At 67.0% G+C, this 19,769-nt stretch carries 16 protein-coding genes and 3 tRNA genes; all 19 read right to left on the reverse strand.

The annotated features are described in order from the left end of the window. Positions 1-108: 108 nt before the first annotated feature. The 19 genes from rpoB to ACFYP0_RS18875 all read right to left on the reverse strand — a co-directional run bounded on the left by rpoB (position 109) and on the right by ACFYP0_RS18875 (position 19,629). Positions 109-3,540 (reverse strand): DNA-directed RNA polymerase subunit beta, encoded by a 3,432-nt coding sequence (rpoB, locus tag ACFYP0_RS18785; protein WP_091402413.1) that lies wholly within the window; start codon positions 3,538-3,540, stop codon positions 109-111. A gap of 569 nt (positions 3,541-4,109) precedes the next feature. Continuing rightward, positions 4,110-4,496, reverse strand: coding sequence for a 50S ribosomal protein L7/L12 (gene rplL, locus ACFYP0_RS18790; protein ID WP_091402415.1), 387 nt, complete (start codon positions 4,494-4,496; stop codon positions 4,110-4,112). Between the two features lie 54 nt (positions 4,497-4,550). After that, positions 4,551-5,096, reverse strand: a complete 546-nt coding sequence (rplJ, locus tag ACFYP0_RS18795; RefSeq protein ID WP_112584808.1) for a 50S ribosomal protein L10 — start codon at positions 5,094-5,096, stop codon at positions 4,551-4,553. 339 nt (positions 5,097-5,435) lie between these two features. After that, positions 5,436-6,125, reverse strand: a complete 690-nt coding sequence (locus ACFYP0_RS18800; RefSeq protein WP_355499009.1) for a hypothetical protein — start codon at positions 6,123-6,125, stop codon at positions 5,436-5,438. After that, positions 6,122-7,012 (reverse strand): ABC transporter ATP-binding protein, encoded by an 891-nt coding sequence (locus ACFYP0_RS18805; RefSeq protein ID WP_355499011.1) that lies wholly within the window; start codon positions 7,010-7,012, stop codon positions 6,122-6,124. The genes ACFYP0_RS18800 and ACFYP0_RS18805 overlap by 4 nt, the downstream gene beginning before the upstream one ends. A gap of 80 nt (positions 7,013-7,092) precedes the next feature. Further along, positions 7,093-7,809: a 50S ribosomal protein L1 gene (rplA, locus tag ACFYP0_RS18810; RefSeq protein ID WP_124858778.1), complete on the reverse strand. Its 717-nt coding sequence runs from the start codon at positions 7,807-7,809 to the stop codon at positions 7,093-7,095. A 78-nt stretch (positions 7,810-7,887) separates the two neighbouring features. Next, entirely contained in the window at positions 7,888-8,319 is a 432-nt protein-coding gene (gene rplK / locus ACFYP0_RS18815) for a 50S ribosomal protein L11 (RefSeq protein WP_091402426.1), read from the reverse strand. A 186-nt stretch (positions 8,320-8,505) separates the two neighbouring features. Then, entirely contained in the window at positions 8,506-9,228 is a 723-nt protein-coding gene (gene nusG, locus ACFYP0_RS18820) for a transcription termination/antitermination protein NusG (protein WP_112584800.1), read from the reverse strand. Between the two features lie 38 nt (positions 9,229-9,266). Then, on the reverse strand, positions 9,267-9,656 hold the full coding sequence (secE, locus tag ACFYP0_RS18825; RefSeq protein ID WP_091403530.1) for a preprotein translocase subunit SecE: 390 nt from the start codon (positions 9,654-9,656) through the stop codon (positions 9,267-9,269). 213 nt (positions 9,657-9,869) lie between these two features. Continuing rightward, a tRNA-Trp gene (locus ACFYP0_RS18830) sits at positions 9,870-9,942 on the reverse strand. A 129-nt stretch (positions 9,943-10,071) separates the two neighbouring features. Beyond that, positions 10,072-10,464, reverse strand: a complete 393-nt coding sequence (locus ACFYP0_RS18835) for a MaoC family dehydratase (protein ID WP_091402431.1) — start codon at positions 10,462-10,464, stop codon at positions 10,072-10,074. Position 10,465: 1 nt separating this feature from the next. Further along, on the reverse strand, positions 10,466-10,912 hold the full coding sequence (locus tag ACFYP0_RS18840; protein WP_355499014.1) for a MaoC family dehydratase N-terminal domain-containing protein: 447 nt from the start codon (positions 10,910-10,912) through the stop codon (positions 10,466-10,468). A 123-nt stretch (positions 10,913-11,035) separates the two neighbouring features. Beyond that, complete coding sequence (rpmG, locus tag ACFYP0_RS18845) at positions 11,036-11,203, reverse strand: 50S ribosomal protein L33 (RefSeq protein WP_007073056.1); 168 nt, start codon at positions 11,201-11,203, stop codon at positions 11,036-11,038. A gap of 135 nt (positions 11,204-11,338) precedes the next feature. Beyond that, a tRNA-Met gene (locus tag ACFYP0_RS18850) sits at positions 11,339-11,411 on the reverse strand. Between the two features lie 24 nt (positions 11,412-11,435). Further along, positions 11,436-11,508: transfer RNA gene (locus tag ACFYP0_RS18855), tRNA-Thr, on the reverse strand. Between the two features lie 93 nt (positions 11,509-11,601). Beyond that, on the reverse strand, positions 11,602-14,151 hold the full coding sequence (locus ACFYP0_RS18860) for a putative bifunctional diguanylate cyclase/phosphodiesterase (RefSeq protein ID WP_355499016.1): 2,550 nt from the start codon (positions 14,149-14,151) through the stop codon (positions 11,602-11,604). Between the two features lie 1,106 nt (positions 14,152-15,257). Continuing rightward, positions 15,258-15,623 carry a hypothetical protein gene (locus ACFYP0_RS18865; RefSeq protein ID WP_355499018.1) on the reverse strand — a complete coding sequence of 122 codons (366 nt, stop codon included), beginning with the start codon at positions 15,621-15,623 and terminating at the stop codon, positions 15,258-15,260. Between the two features lie 667 nt (positions 15,624-16,290). Further along, positions 16,291-16,710 carry a DUF2750 domain-containing protein gene (locus ACFYP0_RS18870; RefSeq protein ID WP_355499020.1) on the reverse strand — a complete coding sequence of 140 codons (420 nt, stop codon included), beginning with the start codon at positions 16,708-16,710 and terminating at the stop codon, positions 16,291-16,293. Positions 16,711-17,013: 303 nt separating this feature from the next. Next, the gene (locus ACFYP0_RS18875) at positions 17,014-19,629 is read right to left on the reverse strand and encodes a KGGVGR-motif variant AAA ATPase (RefSeq protein ID WP_386996909.1); all 2,616 of its coding nucleotides are present in this window, start codon (positions 19,627-19,629) and stop codon (positions 17,014-17,016) included. Between the last annotated feature and the right edge of the window lie 140 nt (positions 19,630-19,769).

The raw sequence follows: 19,769 nt of genomic DNA on the forward strand, positions 1-19,769 counted from the left end.
CTTTGTTATTTTTGACTTTCTTATATTGTTGCTTTACTTGTGTTTTGGGCCCCGGGCGGGGGGGGGGGGGGGCGGGCCCCCCCCCCCCCCCCCCCCCGACCGCTCACCTCAGACCTCTTCGACCGAGCTCGGCTCGCGCCGGGACAGGTCGATGCCCAGCTCCTCAGCGGCCCGGAACACCTCGTCGTCGGTCTCGCGCATTTCCAGGGCCACACCGTCGCTGGAGAGCACCTCAACGTTGAGGCACAGCGACTGCAGCTCCTTGAGCAGCACCTTGAACGACTCCGGGATGCCCGGCTCCGGGATGTTCTCGCCCTTGACGATGGCCTCGTAGACCTTCACTCGGCCGAGCACGTCGTCGGACTTGATCGTGAGCAGCTCCTGCAGGGCGTAGGCAGCGCCGTACGCCTGCATCGCCCAGCACTCCATCTCACCGAAACGCTGACCACCGAACTGCGCCTTACCACCCAGCGGCTGCTGCGTGATCATCGAGTACGGACCGGTCGAACGAGCGTGGATCTTGTCGTCGACCAGGTGGTTGAGCTTCAGGATGTAGACGTAGCCGACCGCGATCGGGTCCGGCAGTGGCTCGCCGGAACGACCATCGAACAGCTGCGCCTTGCCGGTACGACCGATCAGCTGCTTGCCGTCCCGGTTGGGCAGGGTCGACTCGAGCAGACCGGAGATCTCCTCCTCGCGGGCACCGTCGAAGACCGGGGTGGCCACGTTGGTGTCGCCCTCGGACTCGTGCGCGTCGATCGAGCGCAGCTGGCGCTTCCAGTCGGCGTCGTCGCCCTCGACCTTCCAACCGGTCTTGGCGACCCAACCGAGGTGGGTCTCCAGCACCTGGCCGATGTTCATCCGGCTCGGCACACCGAGCGGGTTGAGCACGATGTCGACCGGGGTGCCGTCCTCAAGGAACGGCATGTCCTCGATCGGCAGGATCTTCGAGATGACACCCTTGTTGCCGTGCCGGCCGGCGAGCTTGTCGCCGTCCTGGATCTTGCGCTTCTGGGCGACGTAGACCCGGACCAGCTCGTTGACACCCGGCGGCAACTCGTCGCCGTCCTCGCGGGAGAACGTGCGCACACCGATGACCGTGCCGGTCTCGCCGTGCGGCACCTTCAGCGAGGTGTCCCGAACCTCGCGCGCCTTCTCACCGAAGATCGCGCGGAGCAGACGCTCCTCCGGGGTCAGCTCGGTCTCGCCCTTGGGCGTGACCTTGCCGACCAGGATGTCACCGGGGACGACCTCGGCGCCGATCCGGATGATGCCGCGCTCGTCGAGGTCAGCGAGCATTTCCTCGCTGACGTTCGGGATGTCGCGGGTGATCTCCTCCGGACCGAGCTTGGTGTCCCGGGCGTCGACCTCGTGCTCCTCGATGTGGATCGAGGTGAGCACGTCCTGCTGCACGAGGCGCTGCGACAGGATGATCGCGTCCTCGTAGTTGTGGCCCTCCCAGCACATGAACGCCACCAGCAGGTTGCGTCCGAGTGCCATCTCGCCCTCGTCGGTGCACGGACCGTCGGCGATGACCTGACCGGCCTCGACGCGGTCGCCCTCGAAGACGACCGGCTTCTGGTTGACGCAGGAGCCGGCGTTGGAGCGGCGGAACTTGTGCAGCAGGTACGTCCGGCGGTGGCCGTCATCCTGGTGGATGGTGACGTAGTCGGCGCAGAGATCCTCGATCACGCCGCCGACCTCGGCGACCACCACGTCGCCAGCGTCGACAGCGGCCCGGTACTCCATGCCCGTACCCACGAGCGGCGCCTCGGCCTTGACCAGCGGCACCGCCTGGCGCTGCATGTTCGCGCCCATCAGTGCCCGGTTGGCGTCGTCGTGCTCGAGGAACGGGATCATGGCGGTCGCGACCGAGGTCATCTGCCGGGGCGAGACGTCCATGTAGTCGACGGCACCGGGGACGACGTCCTCGGTCTCGCCGCCCTTACGACGGCAGAGCACCCGGTCCTCGGCGAACGTGCCGTCAGCCTTCAGGCGCGCGTTGGCCTGGGCCTTGACGAACCGGTCCTCCTCGTCCGCGGTCAGGTAGTCGATCTGGTCGGTGACCCGACCCTCGACGACCTTCCGGTACGGCGTCTCGATGAAGCCGAACGGGTTGACCCGGGCGAAGGTGGACAGCGCGCCGATCAGGCCGATGTTCGGGCCTTCCGGCGTCTCGATCGGGCACATCCGGCCGTAGTGGGACGGGTGCACGTCGCGGACCTCGAAGCCGGCCCGTTCCCGGGACAGACCACCCGGGCCGAGCGCGCTCAGCCGACGCCGGTGGGTCAGGCCCGCCAGCGGGTTGGTCTGGTCCATGAACTGGGACAGCTGGGACGTCCCGAAGAACTCCTTGATCGCCGCCACCACCGGGCGGATGTTGATCAGGGTCTGCGGGGTGATCGCCTCGACGTCCTGCGTGGTCATCCGCTCGCGGACGACACGCTCCATCCGGGACAGGCCGACCCGAACCTGGTTCTGGATCAGCTCGCCCACGGTACGGAGGCGCCGGTTGCCGAAGTGGTCGATGTCGTCGGCCTCGTAGCCGTCCTCACCGGCGTGCAGCCGGCACAGGTACTCCACGGTGGCGACGATGTCGTCCTCGGTCAGCGTGCCGGTGGTGATCGGCACACCAACTTCGAGCTTCTTGTTGAACTTGTAGCGCCCGACCTTGGCGACGTCGTACCTCTTCGGGTTGAAGAAGAGGTTGTCGAGCAGGGTCTGGGCGTTCTCGCGCGTCGGCGGCTCGCCAGGGCGCAGCTTGCGGTAGATGTCGAGCAGAGCCTCGTCGGCGCCGGCGATGTGGTCCTTCTCGAGCGTGGTCATCATCAGCTCGGACCAGCCGAACTTCTCACGGATCCGCTCGGCCGACCATCCGATGGCCTTGAGCAGGACAGTGACGGCCTGCCGACGCTTGCGGTCGATACGTACACCGACCGTGTCGCGCTTATCGATGTCGAACTCCAGCCAGGCACCCCGACTCGGGATGACCTTGACGCTGGAGAGGTCGCGGTCGGAGGTCTTGTCCGGCTGCTTGTCGAAGTACACGCCCGGAGACCGGACGAGCTGGCTGACCACGACGCGCTCGGTGCCGTTGATGACGAAGGTGCCCTTGGGCGTCATCATCGGGAAGTCACCCATGAACACCGTCTGGCTCTTGATCTCGCCAGTGGTGTTGTTGGTGAACTCCGCGGTCACGAAGAGCGGAGCGCAGTAGGTCAGGTCCTTCTCCTTGCACTCCTCGATCGAGGCCTTGACCTCGTCGAAGCGCGGCGCTGAGAAGGAGAGCGACATGGTGCCGGAGAAGTCCTCAATGGGACTGATCTCTTCAAGGATCTCCGCGAGACCCGATCGTGCGTGCGGGTCGTCCGCCGACCGGCCCTGCCAAGCCTCGTTGCCGACGAGCCAGTCGAAGGACTCGTTCTGAATGGCAAGGAGGTTGGGGACCTCGAGGTGTTCGGTGATCCTGCCGAATGAAACTCGGCGGGGAGCGAATGCGCTCGACGTACGACTGGTCTTCGCAGGGCGGGAAGCTGCCAAGATGCGTCCTTCCGAGGACCGGTGCTGCAGAACGGCTGGTACGCGTGCACTCCAATGACCCCACCAGAAATATCCGTAAACGGACATTTCCGAGCAGGGGTCAAGTCGGAAGGCAGCGCAAACTAGCAGTGTAGCCGAGAGGCTAACCGCTGTCCAGCCCACCCCGCAGGTTGTTTGCGGAGCGCGCCTCGGCCCCCGTCAACCGGGGTCTGCCGGGCCGCTCAGAACGCAACTCCCCACTGGGCCGCTCGGGTTACAGCGGCCGATGGTGCCGCCGCTGTCATACCCACGTCGTGGCCGTCGCAAGCGCGGTGTCTTGCTGGTGTCAGCGTGCCTGGCAGCCCCGGGCCGCGTCAAGGGCCGGTATCCGGGTTGTCCCTTGTTTCCCACTGGAGGGCGACCCGCCACGCTCGCTCGGGTCAAGGGTACCCATGGTTGGAGCCCAGCTCAGGACCGGTCGCAGCCAGATCTACCAACACGGCGGGCGGTGATCCGTGTCGGATCACCGCCCGCCGTGACGCGATGGTGTCCCAGCTCACGAGCCGGGTACGCGTTGGTGGAACGTCAGGTCACTTGAGGGTGACCTTGGCGCCTTCACCCTCGAGCTTGGCCTTCGCCTTGTCGGCGGTCTCCTTGTTGACCTTCTCCAGGATGGCCTTCGGCGCGGACTCGACCGCGTCCTTGGCCTCCTTGAGGCCCAGGCCGGTCAGCTCACGCACGACCTTGATGACCTGGATCTTCTTGCCACCGTCAGCCTCGAGGATGACGTCGAACTCGTCCTGCTCCGGCTCGGCCTCGGCCGCAGCGCCGCCGCCGCCGCCACCCTGGGCGATCGCGACCGGAGCGGCAGCGGTGACCTCGAAGGTCGTCTCGAACTGCTTCACGAACTCAGAGAGCTCGATCAGCGTCATCTCCTTGAACGCGTCGAGCAGCTCGTCGGTGCTGAGCTTCGCCATATCTGGCGTCCTTTCCTGATTCTGTTAAGTAAGAACTGGTGCGCCGTGGGGGCCTCAGGCCGCCTCGGCGCCCTCCTTCTCGCGCTTGTCCTGCAGTGCAGCCGCCAGACGGGCGGTCTTCGACAGCGGGGCCTGGAACAGGGCCGCGGCCTTGCTCAGGTTGCCCTTCATCGCGCCGGCCAGCTTGGCCAGCAGCACCTCGCGGGACTCCAGGTCGGCGAGCTTCGTGACCTCGGCCGCGGTGATGGCCTTGCCCTCGAAGACACCGCCCTTGATGACGAGCTTCGGGTTGGCCTTCGCGAAGTCGCGAAGCCCCTTCGCCGCCTCGACGACGTCGCCCGAAACGAAAGTCAGCGCGGTAGGACCGGTGAACAGCTCGTCGAGGCCGGTGATGCCCGCGTCCGTCGCAGCACGCTTGGCCAGCGTGTTCTTCGCGACCGTGTAGCTGGTATCGGCGCCGAGCGAGCGCCGAAGCTGGGTGAGCTGGGAAACCGTCAGACCGCGGTACTCGGTCAGCACGGTGGCGCCCGAGCTGCGGAAGCTCTCGGTCAGCTCAGCGACGGCCGTGGCCTTGTCGGCCCGGATCGGCTTGTCCGCCATGTCCCTCCTCTCTCGTTACTCGAGGCTGGTCCCCGTCTCGGCCGAAGCCGGAACGGGGGCGGAGGCAGCGCGACAACGAAAAGCCCCGGCGCAGGGCGCACGGGGCGAGGGCCGGCGGATCGTCATGGTCGGCGGACCACGCTCACTGCCGAGTTACGCTTGCCGCCCTACGCGGGTCGCCCGTTGTCGCGGGACCTTCGACCGTGCCGAAGCACGGCGACCAGCGGTCTCTGGGTGGTTCCTCATCCATGAGAACACGGATGACGGTTGAAGAGTACGCGCCCCGACCAGCAGCGCCAAATCGCGCCCGGTGAGCCGCGTCACCCGTACCGGAGCCGGTCAGCCCTGGGCCCGCCGGCGCCACAGGTAGCCGCCGACGACCGCGGCGCTCCAGGCCATCGCCCACCCGCTCAGCGCCAGCAGGGTCAGCGCGGCCGCGTCGCCGGCGGTGGTGCGGGCGGCCGCCATGATCGGCGGTGCCAGCCAGGGGGCCACCGAGCCGGTCAGGCCGAACACCACCGCGCCGACCCCGCCGAGGGCCAACACCGCGACGCCGTACCCCGCGCCGCCCACGGAGGCACGGCTGGCCAGCGCCCCAAGAGCAACCGCAGCGGGTACGACCAGCAGGTGCGCCCACAACCCCAGGGCCAGCCCGACCGGAATCGACCGGTCCCCCGGGTCGACCGGGCCGGACACCCCGCCGACCAGCCACGGAAAGAGCAGCGCGACTGCCACCGTCACCAGCGCCGCCACTGCGGCGGCGAGCAGCCCGGCCGACCGCTCCCGCGCCACCCCTACCGTCACCTGCGCCAGCCGACGTTGCACGTCCGGCTCGACGTCCAACAGGATCTTGGTCTGCCAGGCGAGCACCGGGAAGAGCACCACTGCGGAGACGCCGTACGCCTCCGCGGGCTGGGCGCGGCCACCGCCATAGAGGGTGCCGAGCGTGATCAGGCCGGCGAGCAACGGTGCCAACGCCCGGCCGGTGCGCAGGAAACCGGCCAACCGCATCCGGACCAGGGCGCTCACCGGGCCTCCCCCGCCGCCGACTCGACCGCGGCGTCAGCGGCCTCCGGCTGCTCCGCTGTCAACTCTCCGGCCATCCCGAGCGGCGGCTCGGCGGGTCGGGCGGCCCCGGTCGACCGGGGCGGCTCGACGGGTAGGGCCTGGGATGCGACGGTGGAGGCGTCGGGGCGTACCCGCAGCACCTGGTGGCCCTCGGCGCGCAACCGGGCGACGGTGCCGGCGACCCGCGCGGCCGGCACGGCGACCTCGACCACCGCGATCGTCTCGTCCGTCGACGACGTCTCCTCGGAGAGCGAGCCGTCGGCCACCAACCAGCGGCGCGCGGCCGGGAGCCGGACCGTCTCGCCGCGGTGGTCGCTGACCAGGACGGACCCGTCGGCGGCGAGCACCTCGGCGATCAGCTCGGGCACCAACTCACGGGTGGCGGCGTCCAGCCCCTCCCACGGCTCGTCGAGCACCAGCAGGCCCGGTGGGCGCAGCAGCGCCTGGGCGAGGCCGACCTTCTGCGCGGTGCCCTTGGACAGCTCCGGCAACCGGACCGAGCGGAAGGCGGACAGCCCGAGCCGGTGCGTCCAGGAGGTCACCGCCTCGTCGGCCGCAGCCCTGCCCAGCCCTGCCACCCGGGCCATCCCGGTCAGATAGCGGGTCACCGTGAACGGTTGGTCCGCGGGGAACCGCTCCGGCACCCAGCCCACCCGTGCCGGCCGGTCGGTGACCCGGCCCCGGCCCGGGCGGAGGACCCCCGCTGCCACCTGGAGCAGTGTCGACTTGCCCACCCCGTTGCGGCCCAGCACGATCGCCACCTCGCCGGGACCGATCCGCACGTCGATGCCCTGCAGCACCCACGGCCCCCGCCGGTGGTACCGCAACCAGACGTTCTCCAGCCGCATGGCGTCGAGCCTGCCACACCTGGAACGCGCCGGGGCGCCGCCACGGTCGTGGCGGCGCCCCGGCGGAGCGATCTGTCGACTCAGGCGTCAGCCTGGTCCTCCCGAAGGTTCTTCACCAGGTTCGGGTCGACCGGGACGCCCGGGCCCATCGTGGTGGTCAGGATGACCTTGCGAAGGTACTTGCCCTTGGCCGCGGACGGCTTGGCACGCAGCACCTCGTCGAGCACCGCAGCGTAGTTGTCCACCAACTGGGTCTCCGTGAAGGAGGCCTTGCCGATGATCAGGTGCAGGTTGGAGTGCTTGTCCACCCGGAAGGTGATCTTGCCGCCCTTGATGTCCGACACCGCCTTGGTGACATCCATGGTCACCGTGCCGGTCTTCGGGTTCGGCATGAGACCGCGCGGGCCCAGGATCCGCGCGATCCGGCCGATCTTGGCCATCTGGTCCGGCGTGGCGATCGCCGCGTCGAAGTCGAGCCAACCACCCTGGATGCGGGCGACCAGCTCATCGGTGCCCACCTCGTCCGCACCCGCGGCGGCGGCCTCTTCGGCCTTCGCGCCGCTGGCGAACACGATCACGCGGGCGGTCTTACCGGTGCCGTGCGGCAGGTTGACCGTGCCGCGGACCATCTGGTCCGCCTTGCGGGGGTCGACGCCGAGGCGCATGGCGACCTCGACCGTGGCGTCGAACTTGACGTTGGTGGTCTCCTTGGCCAGCTTCACGGCCTCGGTGGGGGTGTAGAGCTTCGACCGGTCGATGACATCGGCGGCCTTGCGGTAGCTCTTGCTGCGCTGCATTGCTTATTACTCCTGTGGTCTCTGGCGGGCCGCTCGGCGCGAACCCTCCCACGGTCGGAACGAAGGCCGGGGCCGACGTCAGTCGTTGACGGTGATGCCCATCGACCGGGCGGTGCCGGCGATGATCTTCTCGGCCTGGGCGATGTCGTTGGCGTTGAGGTCGGCCATCTTCTTCTCGGCGATCTCACGCAGCTGGGCGCGGCTGACCGAGCCGACCTTCTCGGACTGCGGAACACCCGAACCCTTCTGCACACCGGCAGCCTTGATCAGCAGCCGGGCAGCGGGCGGGGTCTTCAGCACGAACGTGAAGGACCGGTCCTCGAACACGCTGATCTCGGCGGGGACGATGTCGCCCCGCTGAGACTCGGTCTGCGCGTTGTAGGACTTGCAGAACTCCATGATGTTCACGCCGTGCTGGCCGAGCGCGGGGCCGACCGGCGGCGCCGGCGTGGCCTGGCCCGCCGGCAACTGAAGCGTGAACGTCTTGACGAGCTTCTTCTTCGGAGGCATGTCACTTCCTGGGGCTTGGAGCTGGGAAAATGCGGCTGTCGCCGCCCTCGGGCGCGCACGGTCAGCGCGGTGCGACAGCGGCGACATTCAAGAGTAGCGCAGGCCGCAGCCCACTCGTCCGCCGAGGTCGAGCGAGAGCGCGTACGCCGACGTCGGCGGCGGGTCGGGCCCGCCGCCGACGACCAATCAGATCTTGGCGACCTGGTTGAAGTTGAGCTCCACCGGAGTCTCACGACCGAAGATCGACACCAGCACCTTGAGCTTCTGCTGGTCGGCGTTGATCTCGCTGATCGTGGCCGGCAGCGACGCGAACGCGCCGTCGGTGACGGTGACGGAGTCGCCCACCTCGAAGTCGAGGACCTTGATCTCCGGCTTCGCCTTCTTCTGCTCGGTCTCGACCGCCGGCGCCAGCCACTTCAGCACCTCGTCGAGCGAGAGCGGAGCGGGCCGGTCGGCCCGGTCGGTCGCGCCGACGAAGCCGGTCACACCAGGGGTGTTCCGGACACAGGAGTAGGACTCGGCGGTCAACTCCATCCGGACCAGGATGTAGCCCGGGAAGACCTTGGCCTGGATCTGCGAACGCTTACCGTTCTTGACCTCGACCTCTTCCCGGGTCGGCACCTCGACCTGGTAGATGAAGTCCTCCATGTCGAGGCTCGTGATCCGGGTCTCGAGGTTGGTCTTGACCTTGTTCTCGTAGCCGGCGTACGAGTGCACCACGTACCAGTCACCCGGGGCGTAGCGCAGCTTCTGCCTCAGCTCCGCGACGGGGTCGTAGTCCTCGTCCGGTGCGGGCTCGGTCGTTGGGAACTCCGGCTCGCTGGCGGCCTCAACCGACTCGTCACCAGCCGCCGTCGCGACCGTGGACTGCTCGTCCACCGGTCCGGCGGTCTCGTCGTACTCAGGCACGCTCGCTCACTTCCGTCACTATGGCTGGAGGCAGCCGGTCAGTCCGAGTTGCCAAAGACAAACAACACGACCTTGGCGAAGCCGAAGTCCAGCACACCCACGATCGTCAGCATCACCGCGACGAACGCCACCACCACGGCGGTGTAGGTCAGCAACTCCTTGCGGGTCGGCCAGATGACCTTACGCAGTTCGGCTACGACCTCGCGGAAGAACCGCGCGATGCGGCCGAAGACGCCCACCCGACCCGTTTCCGACCGCGTGGTCGGCCGGCTGTCCGCCGACTCCGCCCGGGCACGGGACCGCGTGGCGGTGCCTCCCCGGGAAACCGGCTCGTCCGCGCCGGAGGCGTCGTCGTCGGCCACGTCGTCGACGACCTCGTCGTCCAGACGATCGTCGCCGTCGTCGTCGCGCCGCTTGTTGTCGGCCACTTCGCCCTCCGTCGCGGAATCTGGGGTCGCACGCCGAGTGGCGTACGCGGCGCTGGTCACGCCGGCCGGACCCAACCGTCCCGCGACGGGCCGCGGCCGGTGGATCACCAGGAGGGCCCGATTGCCTCGGAGCCACCCCGCCGATGCCACCACCACGGGCCGGACGCCGCCAAGTTGGCGGCGCGACCCACGGGAACGGTCAGGCCTGAGGCGCAGGGGTGACAGGACTTGAACCTGCAGCCTGCGGTTTTGGAGACCGCTGCTCTGCCAATTGAGCTACACCCCTATGTGGCAACACTCGCCCCACGCGGCCACAGACGGCCGAGCAGGGGTCACTTGCCCCACGGCGGACCAGTGTACGGGTAGCCGCCCGACTTTCCCAACCGGTCTCTCCGCCACGCGTGGCGGGCTCGGTTCAGCGTGCCGTCCGGATGGTTGCCCGCGCCTGCGACAGCACCTTTTCACCAAGGCAGGTGGCGGTCACCTCGAGTCGGGTGAGACCGTCCTCGGTCACCTCGCGGACCCGCGCGGTCACCTCGATCTCGGTCCCCTGGTCGTCGTCGGGGACCACCACCGGCCGGGTGAAACGCACGCCGTACTCGACCACGGCGTCCGGCGACCCGGCCCACTCGGTGACCGCCCGCCCGACCAGCGCCATGGTGAACATGCCGTGGGCGATCACCCCGGGCAGACCCACCTTGGTGGCGACCCGGTCGCTCCAGTGGATCGGGTTGAAGTCGCCCGAGGCGCCGGCGTAGCGGACCAGGTCCGCGCGGGTCACCTGAAACGTCTGTGCTGGCAACTCCATCTCACGCCTCCCCGCGAATGACATACCTGGCCCAGACCGCGACCACGGGTTCGCCGCCGACGGTGCTCACGTCGGTGCGCGTGGTCAGGAAGCCGTGCCCGCCCCTGGTGCTGACGTCCTCGATGGTGTTGGTGCAGACCAGCTCGTCGCCGGCGACGACCGGCCGGGTGTACGCGAACCGCTGGTCGCCGTGCACCAGGCGGCCGTAGTCGACACCCAGGGCCGGGTCCTCGATGATCTGGCTGCTCGCGGCCATCGTCACGATCACCGGAAAGGTCGGCGGGGCCACCACGTCGGGGTGGCCCAGCGCCCGCGCGGCCTCCGGGTCGTGGTGGGCCGGGTCGGTGGCGCCGATGGCACTGGCGAACTCGCGGATCTTTTCTCGGCCCACCTGGTAGGGGGCGGTCGGCGGATACGTCCGGCCGACGAAGGAAGGGTCCAGAGGCATGCCGCGAACCTACACGGAAAGCCCAATCGCCGACCTGATCGGTAGGCGGCGGAGCCGCACCAAACCGGTCAGATCGGCGATCGGAAAGCTTCGACAACGGCCGGCCCTGAGGCCGGCCAGCAGTCAGCGGGTCTCGCGGTGGACCGTGTGCCGACCGTCACGCGGGCAGAACTTCTTCAGCTCGATGCGGTCGGGGTCGTTGCGCCGGTTCTTGCGCGTGATGTAGTTGCGCTCCTTGCACTCCACACACGCCAAAGTGATCTTCGGCCGGACATCGGTAGCCTTCGCCACGGCGGAGTGCCTTCCTCGCTAACGGAAACAACTACGACGCGCCAGCCTAGACGCTGACAGCGCGGACATGCAAAGTGGGCGCCGGAAGCGCCCATTTTCTTACGACCACCGGCAACGGAGCCCGGAAGACGAGAGTAGCGGTGGCCGGACTTGAACCGGCGACACAGCGATTATGAGCCGCTTGCTCTACCATCTGAGCTACACCGCTGCGATGGGTCCAGCTGAACCCTCGAGCCCCCTTACGGAATCGAACCGTAGACCTTCTCCTTACCATGGAGACGCTCTGCCGACTGAGCTAAGGGGGCCTGCGCGATCTCCCCGTGGGGCGCGCAGGAGTAAGAGTACACGGCCCGGCTCGGCAGGTGAAATCGGATCCCCCGTGATCGTCCGCGCCCTGCTCAGGGCACGACACGCAGGCGCGGAAGCTCCCCGTTGGCGACCGTCTCCGGCTCGACCTGGGCACCGAACCAGGCAGCCAACCGCTCGTACGGCAGCGGCCTGCTGAACAGGAAACCCTGCCCGATCTCGCAGCCGATGTCCTGGAGAAGCTCCAGGGTCAGCTCGCTCTCCACCCCCTCGGCCACCACCGCCAGGCCGAACTGCTGGGAAAGGGTGACCACCGCGTTGACGATCGCCAGGTCCCCCGGATCGGTCGCCATGCCCTGCACGAAGGAGCGGTCCACCTTCACCTCGTGCACCGGCAGCCGGCGCAGGTGCGCCAGGGACGAGTCACCCGTGCCGAAGTCGTCCACCGACAGCCGTACGCCGAGATCCCGCAGCCGTTGCAGGGTGGGGATCGGCCGGTCCGTGCCGTCCAGCACCCCCGACTCGGTGATCTCCAGGGTGAGGCGCTGTGCCGGCACCTTGTACTCGGTCAACAGCTCCTGGACCCGGTCCGGGAAGTGCTGGTCGATGAGCGTACGAGCCGAGAGGTTGACCGCGATGGGCAGCGGCTGGTCGGCCAGCGCCCAGTCCCGGCTGCGCCGGAGGCCCTCCCGGAGCACCACCTCGGTGAGCCGGCTCAACTGGCCGGTGTGCTCGGCCACCGCCACGAAGTCCTCGGGCGCGACCGTGCCGTGCGCCGGGTGTTCCCAGCGGGCCAGACACTCCACACCCACCAGGCGCCGGTCCCGCAGAGTCACCTTGGGCTGGAAGTAGACCTCCAGTTCGTCCTGGTCCAGTGCTCGGCGCAGATCGCCGGCCAGACCCAACCGGCGCAGTGAACGGGACTCCAGCGCGGGATTGAACAGCTGCACGCTGCCCGGCACCGACTTGGCCGCGGTGGCGGCGAGGTCGACCCGGAGCAGCAGGGTCGCCGCGTCGCTGCCATGATCCGGGTGTACGGCCACCCCGACGGCGGTGTCCACGTCGAGGGTGAGCGCGTCGAAGACCATCTCGTCGCGGATCTGGTCGCGCAGTTGGGCGGCCAGCTCGAGCGCGGCCTCAGCGCTCTCCAACCGCAGCGTCACCAGGAACTCGTCCCCGCCGGCACGGCCAACCAGAGCCGACGACGGCGCGCTGGCCCGCAACCGATTGGCGACCTCGGTGAGGACCTTGTCCCCGGCCGCGTGCCCCAGGGACTCGTTGACCTGGCGCAGCCCGTCGACGTCGAAGAGCAGCAGCGCCACCACCTCGCCCGGCGCGCGGATCTTGACCGACTCGTCCAGCGCTCCGGTGATCCGCCGCCGGTTGGGCAGTCGGGTCAACGTGTCGTGGTGTGCGTCGTGCCGGAGCCGGTCGACCAGCCGCGAATTCTCCAGGGCCACGGCCGCGTGCGCGGCGACCGTCTCGAAGACGGGGATGTCACCGGGCGTGAAATGACCGACGTCGCTGAGCCGGTTGACCACCTCGAGCGTGCCGATCACCGCCTGCCCCGAGTAGAGCGGCACCACGATGATGTCCTTCACACCGGTGGCGCGCAGCGAGCTCCGCAGGCTCTCCTCGTCCCCGAGGCGAACACCCATGGCCAGACTGCGGCGCTGACGGCGGGCCTCCTCGCGAACGACCACCGGCGTCGGCGACGTGTCCAAAAGGCCGGCGTCGTCGACCCGCGCCGTCAGCATCACCTCCGGGTGACGCCCCTGGGCCGGCAGCCACAACGTCGCGTACTCGGCCTGCATGAGCCCCCGGATCCGACCGAGGAGGACGTCAGCCAGGTTGCCGCTCTGCCCGTTGGCGGTCATCGCCTTGGTGAGTTCGTACATGTCGCCGAGCGTCCGGTGCTGACGGAAGAACTGCTCGTACGACCGGTAGACCTTCGCGAGCGCGGCCGCAAGCACGACGATCAGCACGGACGACCACCAGGTCGTCCGCACCGCGATCAGGACGACCAGCCCGACGACGATGTTGACACCGGAGGTCAGCAGGGGCGGCAACGCGTTGCGCAGCACGCCCAGTGCCGCCTGCCAGCCGTGCATGATCGCGATGACGCCGGCCACACCAGCCAACGTCGAGATGAGGATCGTGCTGACCGCGACGAAGAGCACGGCCCACGTCCGTGGCCCGACCTCCCCCTGAATGGGCGGGAGCGCCAGCAGCACGAGCCCGGCCAGCGATGCGGCGGCAGAGGCGTTCGCGACGTTGAAGGCCAGTTTCGCGAGGCCGAACCGGTACCGCAGATGGGTGATCAGCGTCGAGAGCGTGTACGCCGCGACCACCATCAACGGTGGCAGGAAGAAGAACGCCAACACGAGTGGGATCTCGGTCAGCCGCGACCCGAAGGACTGGCGTCCGATGACGAAGTTGAGCATCGGTAGGCCGGCGATCACCATCACGGCCAACAGGACGGCGGCGAGCCCCCAGGATCGGAGATGGTCCTGACTGGCCAACCCGATAGCCGTCGAGAAGATTGCGGCCGCGAACGCCAACGGCCCGGTGATGAACCAGGCGTATTGGGCAGGGCGGCTAGGAGACCCTGAGCCACCCGCTGCGGGCCGACGCTCGGCCATACCACTCCTTACCGGTCACTGCCACAGAACCATGCACGGCCGGCGAACGAAGCTGGCGGACAACGCCGATCACGGTGTTGGCCGCCTGCCCGACCTAGCGGAGTGGTGCCGTCCAAACGAAATCGAAGGCTTGGAACTCTCCGTAACCGGAAGCTCCGCCAGCCATCACGGCGAGGGCCAGAACTGCGAACACCATGCCGACCCGCCGGGCCAGCCTTTGACCAGACATCGCGTGCTCCTCGTGGCAGGGGTGTCGGGAAGGCAAGATTCCACGATGGTGCCACACCGGGGGCAGCCCGCAAAGCGGTCGGACGGCTGAGCAGCGCAGGCCGTCCAGTCGGCCCGAGCGCTTCAACGACGGATGCCCAGCAAGGTCGTTGGCTCGCCCCAGGAGACGCGCAGATGATGCATGTTCAAGTTATAGCCACAATTTGGATCTACGTCATGGATGCCACTTCCGGTTGCAAAGCCCGCCTGAAACCCAAAGCCGGCAAGCGTGGGGGGGCGGCACCGGAACCTCTCCACAACCGGAACACCCCCAGAACGACGGGCGCCGGTCGGCAATTGGCAACCGGTGACCAGTTGAACACAACAATCCCCTCGGATCCATAGGATCGGAGTCTCTCGATTATCACCGCCGACGGAGGATGGTTCGAGACTCTGTAGCCTTCGCGACCGATCGGCGAGCCCCACAAGGCTCGTCCCAGGCCGCGAGGTGGCCGCCGCGGTCAACCTCGTTGAAGTACTGAGGCCGGCTAGACCGTTTCGGCCCAGTTCCGCGGAGCGGCCCAGACCTCGCCGGGGACGTGGTGAAGCCGACGGGACCGAGACCGGCAGAGGCTGTTCAGGACGCGGCGGACCATCCCGGGCGAGTCCAGCTCGACGACCGGAAGGGACGCGGTTTCCAGCCAGGCAAGCGCCGCCGCGTGCTCGGCCGGGATCTCTCGGACCAGTGGTGGGGGTTGAGACCGTAGAGGTACGCGCCCCACGGAGCAAGGCTGCAGTGACGGCAGGCCGCCCCGGACCGCTACGCGGCCGGGACGGGAAGCCACCGAATACCGTCGGGCAGCCGCCCCCGCGCCGAGGTGTGGCAGTCGATCCGCTGGCTACGGGCGTGAAGCGTCTTCCCTGTCCTGACTAACCGCGAGGCAAGCGACGACGCGGGAGGCGTCAGGTGCGAGGAAGAGCTGGAAAAACCAGGGCGTCTCGGCGCCGCCGACCTGACCGATCAGCAACTCTCCCAGTTCTTCGGCCGAGATCAGCCGATTCACCGCCTGGACGAAGCCGAGCGTCCGGATGCCACGCGTACGGGTGTGATGCTCTCGACGCCGGTAGGCGGTCACCAGGGCCCCAACCGGTGCCGCCCCGTCGAAGACCTTGAAGTCGTAGCCCGCTCGCAGAGCGTCGCGACATGACTCGTAGATGTCGCCGTCCTCAGCACTAAGAAGGATGATCAGGGTGTCTCGCTCCACCGGGCTATCCTGCCGGTCCGCCGACGTCCCATGCCCGGGAGTGACCAGACTCCGCAGCCGACGAACTAGACCACCGCAAGGCGTTACGGAAGCCGGGCCGCCGTCGAGGTCTGGGCTTCCGACTGCCGCACCAGTCCAAGAAACGGGACTGGCTTGCCCCGAGCGTCCCGCTGCCGGCCCGCACATACCTACCAAGGCCGCCCCACGCCGGTACGCCGTCGAGAGACGCCCAGGACCGATCTGCCTGAATCCAGCAACCGTGCGCCGCCCGAAGGTCGTGCCGGATCAGGTCGGTCAGGCCAGCCCGCTCGACCGCCCGGTCAAATCGGTACTTCCAGCCGTTGTAGCTCTGCGGGCGTCCGGCGGTCCGCTGCTGCCGGCCGGGGAAGAGGAAGGGTCTGGGTCATCGGGCAGCTCGGCTAAGTACTGTCGAAGCCGATCGACCACGAAGGCCGGCAGGGCGAACTCCCGGCGCTGGTGACTCTTCGGGGTGTCGATGACCGGGCCCCGGGGAGCTGGGCGACGGACTCGGCTCAGGTAGCCGAGGCAGCTTGACTCCCCGACCCGGGGTCACCGGGATCAGCCCGTTGTCGACGGCCGAGGCCATGATCTGCGACAGCAGCCGGTACGCCTGCCGAACCCGAGAGGGATGGGGGCAGCCTGGCGGTCAATCAATCGCAGCTGTAGGCGATGAGCTGCCTTCAAGCCCGGTGAACCAGCCGAGCATGTCTTGAGGGCTCACGTCGTAGCCGGTGGCTCGTTCCCCGCTCCAGTTGACGCCGATCAGGACTCCCTGCTCCGCCAACCAGGGCACAAAATCGCGCAGCCACTGATCGAACGGCATGGAGACGATCTCGAGCCCGTTGTAAGCGGGCACCTGTTCGACCACACGTTGCGCTCGTGACCGCAGCGACCAGAAGGGCATCGCCCGGCTCCCATCGGGCTTGTGGGGCGCGATGTAGGAGCCGTCATCCTCTAGGAGGGTCCAAACACGCCCGGCAGCAGGAGCCTCGCTCCTGAACGCAGCAGAGTGAGCGGCACTGACAGTCAAATCGTGCCTCCCCACCGTGCCGGCGCTTCTGCGCACCTCACCGACAACTCGCCTACGTGCCCGTTGCGTGCCCGATCAGCCAGTAAACCGGGGGCACTCGCGGTCAACAGCAGCAGGAGACGACAAAGGCCCCCAACCTGTGTTTCCGCAGGTAAGAGGCCTCGCCGTTCCCTGGTGGCGGGTAGAGGATTCGAACCTCTGAAGCTTTCGCGACGGATTTACAGTGGGCGACGACCTCGGTCGGAAGGTCGGTGTTGACCAGCCATTTCTTCAAAAGTGATCATGACAGCCGCGGATGCCGCCCACGGTCCGCCCACAGCGGGCGTTGGAAGCTAGACCTCACGCCTGACCCCTGCGGGTCATTCCCAAGGCATGCCGGTAGAGGTCCGGCACTCGGTACCGGCGAACCTCTTCCTGGGTGCCCTCATGAACCGCTATCAGGCCAACCTCCAGCGCTAGGTCAAGTTGCTCCAACGCCTGCGGGTTCACGCCCTCGATGTCGGTGGGCACGAGAGGTGTCCGGCCGACCAACTCCAACGCATCGACCATCGCTTTCAGTTCCGGGAATTCCTCGTGCAGCGCTCCGATCGCCTCAATACTCACCTGCTCCAGGCTTGGAACGAGCGCGCGCGGGCGAATCACACTTTGGTCGTAGGCGCTACGTTCCCGCGTCTCCCACTCCACGGCAGTGGCAAACAGTTGAGAGAGCGTCCGAGGACTATGGTCCCCCTGGCCGTCGGCAAGCCTGTTCCATACCCAGTTCCGGGTAAAGGTAGTTTTGGCACCCTTCATGCGTTCGCCGATGAGAAGGTTCCACGCCTGGAACACCTCCTCTGAACGCCAGGAATCAACTTGGTGTCCAATGCCAATGTCGGTCAACATTACCTGAAAGGCCTGACTACGAGCCGCCTGCTTGAGCACGGTCTTGAAATAGTCCGCCTGATCCCTCCACAGTAGCTGGACGTAACGACCAAACAGGTGGCTTTTATTTTCAAACAACAACTGCTGCCAGATATCTAGCCGTAGTAACACCTTGAAAGATAGGTTATCCAGCCGCGTCTCGGCCTCGGTAAGGAAGGTAAACAGTCCCGCAACTGCCGAAGTCCTTCGGTCGCGACTGGCCACATCGTTTCCAAAGCCGGTGTCCAGGCCGTCAAATAGGAGGAACCTCGCTCCCGGCAGGCTTTTATCGAGGTCTCGAAGCCATCGGGCAGCGAGCAACCCAGCCTGAGGGTCCTCGATCATCTTGATGACGGCGTCAACGACGAACAATTCGTCTGTCCGCTCCGGATGGCTGAACTCGCTCAAGTCCAAATTGAATCTCGGCGGCGGCGCAGTTTCAGCCTGCTTTGGGAGCGTCAAAAACGCCGCCAGCGCTGCATAACAAGCCCAGAAACGCGACCAGGCCGCACCCCGTGCAGCCAGCGCCTCGTCGATTGCTGCGAACCCTTCCGCCCCAAGCACCCATGGGAATCTTTTGCGAAACGTGTTCGGGCACATTACCACGACCGGCGGGTCTCCCCCCGGACGGTCCAATAGCCATCGGAATACTGCGGTCTTTCCTGTTCCCTTACGACCTATCACAAGTGGATACTGCGGATCCGCTGCCTGGAGTGCGACACGTGTCTTGACGAAGTCGTCGAGAAGATTCTCCTGCACCTCTGCCTGCCCACGCGAGAAGTTCAGCTCACTCAGAGCCTCCCGCTTACTACCAGAGCGGACAGCGGTTTGGCGTGAAGGTTGCGGCAATAACTGCTCTAACCAATCAGCAACCGGGCCATAAGTGTCGTTTACGGCCGAGGAGACCTCCATGAAGTCTTTGAAGGCCATATCAGCTGAATACCCCACCGTGTGGCTCAGCTCATCGGACTGCAAGGGTCCAACTTCGGGGACGCGCCGGTCAGCAGCTTTTTCGAGCCACGTGTCAATCCATGACAAGGCACGCTCGTGCACCTTAATAGCCGAAGGTCCAGGCGGGACAGGCGACACAAGAAATCTGGGCTCCGGCGAAATCACACGCTCATTAGTGGACCGCCTCGTTCTGGCAGCCAAAAGCGACTGCACCAACAGTTCCGTGCCAAGGTGCGCCTGTGGGTGCGGAAAGAAGCAGACAACAGCCAGATCGGAAATATCGAAAAGCAGCGGCGCACTAATGGGGGATATGCCGGTGCGAGAGTCGACCAGGATGAGTTCTGGCTGAATGGAGGAGGCGGACGCTAAATCGAATAACCCCCGCAGCGGGTTCCGTTCCTCAAGGTACCAGTTCTCCGGTTCCAACAGCCGTAGGCGTTCCGCGTAGTCAACCCCCAGTCGGCCAGAGGGCAAGCAGTAGAGCTCTTCGGCATCATTGACCCGCTGTACATGCTCCCTGATATCTACAGGGTCCCCCCGCTCAAGAGCTAGCAGCAGCGGGAGCACGCCCTGATCGGAGCTAGGCTCGCCAAGGCGAAGCAGATGGTGCAGCCCGGGTGCCTCGAAGTCCATGTCGATACAGAGCACTCGCCGCCCTCGAGCCGCCAGGATCCGAGCGGCAGCAGCCAGCGCGGTAGTTCGCCCGACGCCGCCGCGGAGGCTGTAGAAGGTGACCACTGCGGGTGCGTCAATATCTTCGTCCAGGTCGCTGGCGAAGAGGAGCGGTTGGCTGGATGACTGGTTAAGAGCGTCGGACCAAACCGGCAGCGCGCCTTCGACCTCGCGCGGCGGAGGGCCGTACCACTCCTCTTCAGCAGAGGTGAGGAGCTCCGCATCTTCGATCCAACCCTCCAGCCCTGACAACAGAAGGCTGCGCCGCTCGACATCCGATCGGCCTGTCAGGGCATCGCTGACCACTCGGATCCGCCACCCCTGCTCCATCCCCCGCGTCACATGCACACGAAGATCAGTCACGTTATTACGGGCTGCATTCTCCTCTAGTGCTCGCTTCACGGCGTCCGCATCGAGCTGTTCGGAATTCATGACTTCCTTCCGCCATGTCGAAGCGGGCGAGCGTACCTAACCCGGTGGGTCACCATGCCCGCCAGCTCGATCGCTCCCTTTAGCAAATCCGTCGGCGCATGCGGCGATTCCACCACGCAGGTATATCTGATGCTCGTGCT

Origin of the sequence: Micromonospora arida (assembly GCF_042873195.1) — a bacterium.
In the GTDB taxonomy this organism is placed as follows: Bacteria; Actinomycetota; Actinomycetes; order Mycobacteriales; family Micromonosporaceae; genus Micromonospora; species Micromonospora arida.

Bases quoted from the DNA above. Each gene is read 5' to 3' on its own strand.
- rplL (WP_091402415.1), bottom strand. From the start codon at position 4,496: ATGGCGAAGCTCAGCACCGACGAGCTGCTCGACGCGTTCAAGGAGATG.
- ACFYP0_RS18875 (WP_386996909.1), bottom strand. From the start codon at position 19,629: ATGAATTCCGAACAGCTCGATGCGGACGCCGTGAAGCGAGCACTAGAG.
- ACFYP0_RS18805 (WP_355499011.1), bottom strand. From the start codon at position 7,012: ATGCGGCTGGAGAACGTCTGGTTGCGGTACCACCGGCGGGGGCCGTGG.
- ACFYP0_RS18840 (WP_355499014.1), bottom strand. From the start codon at position 10,912: ATGCCTCTGGACCCTTCCTTCGTCGGCCGGACGTATCCGCCGACCGCC.
- rplA (WP_124858778.1), bottom strand. From the start codon at position 7,809: ATGCAGCGCAGCAAGAGCTACCGCAAGGCCGCCGATGTCATCGACCGG.
- rplK (WP_091402426.1), bottom strand. From the start codon at position 8,319: ATGCCTCCGAAGAAGAAGCTCGTCAAGACGTTCACGCTTCAGTTGCCG.
- rplJ (WP_112584808.1), bottom strand. From the start codon at position 5,096: ATGGCGGACAAGCCGATCCGGGCCGACAAGGCCACGGCCGTCGCTGAG.
- ACFYP0_RS18835 (WP_091402431.1), bottom strand. From the start codon at position 10,464: ATGGAGTTGCCAGCACAGACGTTTCAGGTGACCCGCGCGGACCTGGTC.
- ACFYP0_RS18860 (WP_355499016.1), bottom strand. From the start codon at position 14,151: ATGGCCGAGCGTCGGCCCGCAGCGGGTGGCTCAGGGTCTCCTAGCCGC.